General features: G+C 32.3%; 6 protein-coding genes and 1 pseudogene. 5 read left to right on the plus strand and 2 right to left on the minus strand.

Going from position 1 to position 4,283, the window contains the following annotated elements:
• Positions 1-115: 115 nt before the first annotated feature.
• Positions 116-394: pseudogene (locus PHI38_RS09410) on the plus strand (sensor histidine kinase); the annotation flags it as partial.
• 11 nt (positions 395-405) lie between these two features.
• Here the strand turns inward: PHI38_RS09410 and PHI38_RS09415 are convergent.
• A complete protein-coding gene (locus PHI38_RS09415; RefSeq protein WP_299855489.1) occupies positions 406-1,377 on the minus strand; it encodes an HD domain-containing phosphohydrolase in 972 nt (323 codons plus the stop codon).
• 91 nt (positions 1,378-1,468) lie between these two features.
• Here PHI38_RS09415 and PHI38_RS09420 point away from each other — a divergent pair, with 91 nt between their 5' ends.
• Genes PHI38_RS09420 through PHI38_RS09435 form a run of 4 tightly spaced genes read left to right on the plus strand, consistent with a single transcriptional unit; the run spans position 1,469 to position 3,702 of the window.
• Complete coding sequence (locus tag PHI38_RS09420) at positions 1,469-1,789, plus strand: hypothetical protein (RefSeq protein ID WP_299855491.1); 321 nt, start codon at positions 1,469-1,471, stop codon at positions 1,787-1,789.
• Positions 1,789-2,406, plus strand: a complete 618-nt coding sequence (locus tag PHI38_RS09425; RefSeq protein ID WP_299855493.1) for a type III pantothenate kinase — start codon at positions 1,789-1,791, stop codon at positions 2,404-2,406. The genes PHI38_RS09420 and PHI38_RS09425 overlap by 1 nt, the downstream gene beginning before the upstream one ends.
• Positions 2,400-3,032: an ATP phosphoribosyltransferase gene (gene hisG / locus PHI38_RS09430; protein WP_299855495.1), complete on the plus strand. Its 633-nt coding sequence runs from the start codon at positions 2,400-2,402 to the stop codon at positions 3,030-3,032. The genes PHI38_RS09425 and hisG overlap by 7 nt, the downstream gene beginning before the upstream one ends.
• A complete protein-coding gene (locus PHI38_RS09435; protein ID WP_299855497.1) occupies positions 3,007-3,702 on the plus strand; it encodes a class I SAM-dependent methyltransferase in 696 nt (231 codons plus the stop codon). Before hisG ends, PHI38_RS09435 begins: the two co-directional genes overlap by 26 nt.
• On the opposite strand, the gene PHI38_RS09440 is transcribed toward PHI38_RS09435, so the two are convergent.
• The coding region (locus PHI38_RS09440; RefSeq protein ID WP_299855499.1) for an ATP-binding protein at positions 3,703-4,283 on the minus strand (581 nt) is incomplete at its 5' end. It lies immediately after the preceding gene.

Below are 4,283 nucleotides of genomic sequence, written 5' to 3' on the forward strand. Positions count from 1 at the left end.
TCATAGAAAACGAGCTTACACTTTATGAAGATTTGGCAAGTAAAAAATCACTCACGATTGATAAAAAGTTAGAAGATATGTTTTTCACTATCGATGTGTAAGTGCGCAAAGACTATTTAGCAATCTTCTCTCAAACGCAATAAAGTACAATAAACACGGCGGAGTAATCGAGATAAAACTTCAAGATAGTGAGTTCATTATAAGCAATAGCGGCGTAGGAATAAAAAAAGAGCTTCAAGAGAAAATATTTGAGAGATTTTACAGAGCAAATGATGCTGAGGGCGGCTTTGGAATAGGGCTTGATATAGTAAAAAGAGTATGCAGTAGATACAACATTGGTATAGAAATCTCTTCTAAAGATAGAGAAATGACGAGTATAAAGTTAAAGTTCTGACTTATCTACTCTTAGGCATGCCCAAGAGAGAGTATTTTAAGACCTATAAGAAGATATTTTTGATTAAATTGCTTCATCATATGAGGATCTTTCATCATTAACTTAAGAGCATTAAAAGATGAAAAACCTTTTCTATAAGGTCTATTACTTGTTAGTGCGTCAAAAACATCACAAATTCCTACGATAGAAGCAAAATCACTAATATCATCTTTTGTAAGCCCATTAGGATAACCGCTTCCATCATAACGTTCATGATGATGCATTACAGCATTTAAGATGTATGGATCTAAGATTTTATTATGTTTTATAATTTCTACACTATAGCTAGAGTGCTTTTGAACAATTTGGTTCTCATTAGGACTAAGAATTGTCTCTTTAGTAATAATGTTAGATTCAATTTTTTTAAGACCAACATCATGTAAAAGTGCCGCAACTCCTAGCTGAACTAACTCAGCATCGGAGTATTTAAGAGCATGCCCAAGTGCAAGAGCGTAGATAGCTACATGTAAAGAGTGATACTCTAGTAAATCCTCATTTTTTAAGTATGGCATAGTATTTTTTATAAATAAATTATCATATCTAAGAAGAAAAGTGATTGATTTTATAATTAATTCAGCGCAGTTTGCGTCTATTTTGTTTTCTTTGTCGCTAATAAAAGTATCAAAAAGTCTAGAAGTTACATCATAAAGAATGGCAATTCTTTTTGGATGGTTATCTCTGTTGTGACGTATATAATACCTTAAACTTTCACATGAGAGTATCTGTTTATTTTCATCTGATTTAGAAATAAATAGGTTTTCATAGTTTTTAAGTTTAGTATAAAGAGCCTCTATAAGAAGAGTACCAGCTTCGATAATAATTACATAATCGTTATCTTTTTTAATATAAATATCAAAAGGGATGATTTCATCAATAGAAATAGTACTAAGATCAAATTTTATATAATTTTTTAAGTAGTTTAGTTTAGTCTTTATAATTTTCATGGATGCAATTATATCTAGTTGTTTAGAATAAATCTTATGCTAAACAACTTTTAGATAAAATCATTTTTTATAAAACAAAGGTGTGGAAATTATGCAGATAATAGTAGATTCTTTTAGAAAAAAGGGCAAACTTTACAAAAAAATGCAAGAGATTCTTCCTAAAGAGTTAGGCGTGAGAAATAGAATCAAAATATATAAAGCGACAGATATCACTGGGTATTTCTGGGCTATTTTTGCTATTAGTCAAAAGAGTAAACTACTTATGAAAGATGTTCATAAATTTGAAGAGATTTATGCAAAACTTACTATTTTTTTTGGGCACAATTTTAAACACAAAACTATTTTTATAGATGCTCCACTTTGCTCAAAAGCAAAAAATGCACTTCTTGAGTTAGGCTGGAAAATCCAGTAATGCTTCTTTGTGACATAGGAAATACAACCTATCACTTTTACGATGAGCTCTCATCATACAAAGAGGATATAAAACTCTTTGACCCATCATCCATAAAGACAAAAATTTTTTATATATGTGTAAATAACAGTGTTAAAGAACGTCTAGGTTTACTAACAAACTGGGTAGATTTATCATTACATGTAGATATGAGTAGATACTATAAAACAATGGGAATAGATAGAATAATGGCATGTGAAGCAATAGATAACGGTGTTGTTGTAGATGCTGGAAGTGCAATCACTGTAGACATAATAAAGGGCGGTAACTTCGAGGGTGGTTTTATCTACGCAGGAGTTAATGCTATGAGTGCGTGTTATAAAAATATATCTTTGGCACTTGAGTACTCATTTAACTTTGAGCTTGATTTAGATAAAATGCCGAAAAATTCTCGTGATGCCATAAGCTATGGATACTTAGGGCTTCTTTACAGAGAGGTTAGCTCCTATGGTATGCAAGTATATCTTACAGGCGGAGATGCAAAGCAGTTTGCAAAACTTTTTTTGGACTCACAAGTAGATGAGTTACTGCTTTTTAAAGGGATGAAAAATATTATGAAAAAGGCTAATTTATGCTAACGATTGCACTTCCAAAAGGGCGCATTGCACAAGAGACTTTAGAGATTTTTAAAACTATCTTTGGGGATGATTTTGCGTTTGATGATAGAAAACTAATCTTAGATACTCCAAAGTTTCGCTTCTTACTTGTAAGAAATCAAGATGTAGCTACGTATGTTTTTCATCAAGCTGCAGATATCGGAGTTGTAGGACTTGACACTTTAGAAGAGCAGGGACTTGATGTTATTCGTCTGCTTGATTTGAAGCGCGGTATCTGTAAAGTTGCTATTGGTATGAAAAATGGCGAGAAGTTTGATTTGAACAAACCAGATTTAAAAGTTGCTTCAAAGATGGTAAACATCACAAAACGTTACTTTGAAGAGCGCGCTGTCTCAGTTGACATCATAAAACTATATGGCTCTATCGAGCTAGCTCCACTTATCGGACTTGCTGATATGATAGTTGATGTTGTAGAGACAGGAACAACAATGAAGCAAAACGGGCTTGAAGTTGTACAAGATATTATGACTTCATCAACTTATCTTATTGCAAATAAAAATAGTTATATTGCTAAAAAAGATGAAGTGCTTGATATCTATGAAAAAATAAAAAGCGTAATTGATGCAGAGCAAAATGACAAATCTTGATCTATATGCAAAAGCAGAACATCTCTTAGGCATAGAAGAGGCAACAGAAGCACTCTATGATCTATACCGCTCAGAGTTAGATAGTTACAGCGTTAAAACACTCTTAGACGTTGGCTGTGGTCGTGGTGGTTTTATGAAGCGCATGATAAGCGATGGCGTTACATGTAAAGGAATTGACCTTAGCTCAGTTATGGCAGATGAATGCAAAGCTGATGGATTAGATGCTGAGTGTGTTGATATATCAAAAGTTGATGGCAAGTATGACGCAATAGTAGCTATCTTTGATGTACTAAACTTTTTAAATGAAGGTGAACTACTTAAGTTCTTGGATGAAGTGGCACTTAGGTTAAATGATGATGGAGTTTTTATCGCAGATATTAACACACTTTATGGCTTTAAAGATGTTGCTGAGGGTAGTATGAGTAGTGAGAATGAGAGAGAGTTTTTAGTTGTGGATGCTGTATTTGAAGATGATAAACTATTTACAAAATTCACTATGTTTGAGAAATGTGAAGATGAGAGATATAAAAAGTATCAAGATACGATAGTTCAGTATTTTCATAAGCTAAAAATCTTTGAAAAACCAAAATCTCTAAAGCTATTTGATAAGCAGACATTCTCTTTGTATGACACAAAAGATAAGACACTTCTTATCTTTAAAAAAGCCTAGCTACTCTATCCAAGTTAAAAACTCTATGGTGAAGCTAGCACCATCTTTTGAATTTGCTGCAGTTATAACTCCGCCGTTTTTCTCAACTAATATTTTTGACATATAAAGACCTAAGTATAACTCATCGCTAATTCCATCGTTATAGTTAAAAATATTGTCAAAATTTTCTTCTTTTATTCCTCCACTATTGTCTCTAATGGTTACCCTTTTATCTTCAATAGCGATATGTATCTCCGGCTTTATAGTGTCTCTGAGTTTAAAAATCTCTCTTGCATTGTTTAAAATAGTAAAAACTACTTGAGAAAACTCATTTTGGTTTCCAAAACTACGCTCTTTTTCATGAGAGATGATATATATTTTTATATCATCAAAATAAAAAGTCCCCTCAACAATTGTAAGGATTTCGAGTATTGTATCAGTAAGAGAGAAGTTTTTGTTATCAAGTGAAGGCTTATAAAAATCTTGAAATGTATCTATCGTCTCAGCCATAAACTCTACTATATCTTCTGATTTTTTAAGTGATTTTAAAAACTCTTCTGTGTCAAAAGAGTCTAAAGAGAGAATCCTTTGTCTGTTTTTGT

The organism is Sulfurimonas sp. (genome assembly GCF_028694895.1).
Classification (GTDB): domain Bacteria; phylum Campylobacterota; class Campylobacteria; order Campylobacterales; family Sulfurimonadaceae; genus Sulfurimonas.

Coding starts and splice junctions, on each gene's coding strand:
- PHI38_RS09425 (WP_299855493.1), top strand. CDS start 1,789: ATGCTTCTTTGTGACATAGGAAATACAACCTATCACTTTTACGATGAG.
- PHI38_RS09435 (WP_299855497.1), top strand. CDS start 3,007: ATGCAGAGCAAAATGACAAATCTTGATCTATATGCAAAAGCAGAACAT.
- PHI38_RS09420 (WP_299855491.1), top strand. CDS start 1,469: ATGCAGATAATAGTAGATTCTTTTAGAAAAAAGGGCAAACTTTACAAA.
- hisG (WP_299855495.1), top strand. CDS start 2,400: ATGCTAACGATTGCACTTCCAAAAGGGCGCATTGCACAAGAGACTTTA.
- PHI38_RS09415 (WP_299855489.1), bottom strand. CDS start 1,377: ATGAAAATTATAAAGACTAAACTAAACTACTTAAAAAATTATATAAAA.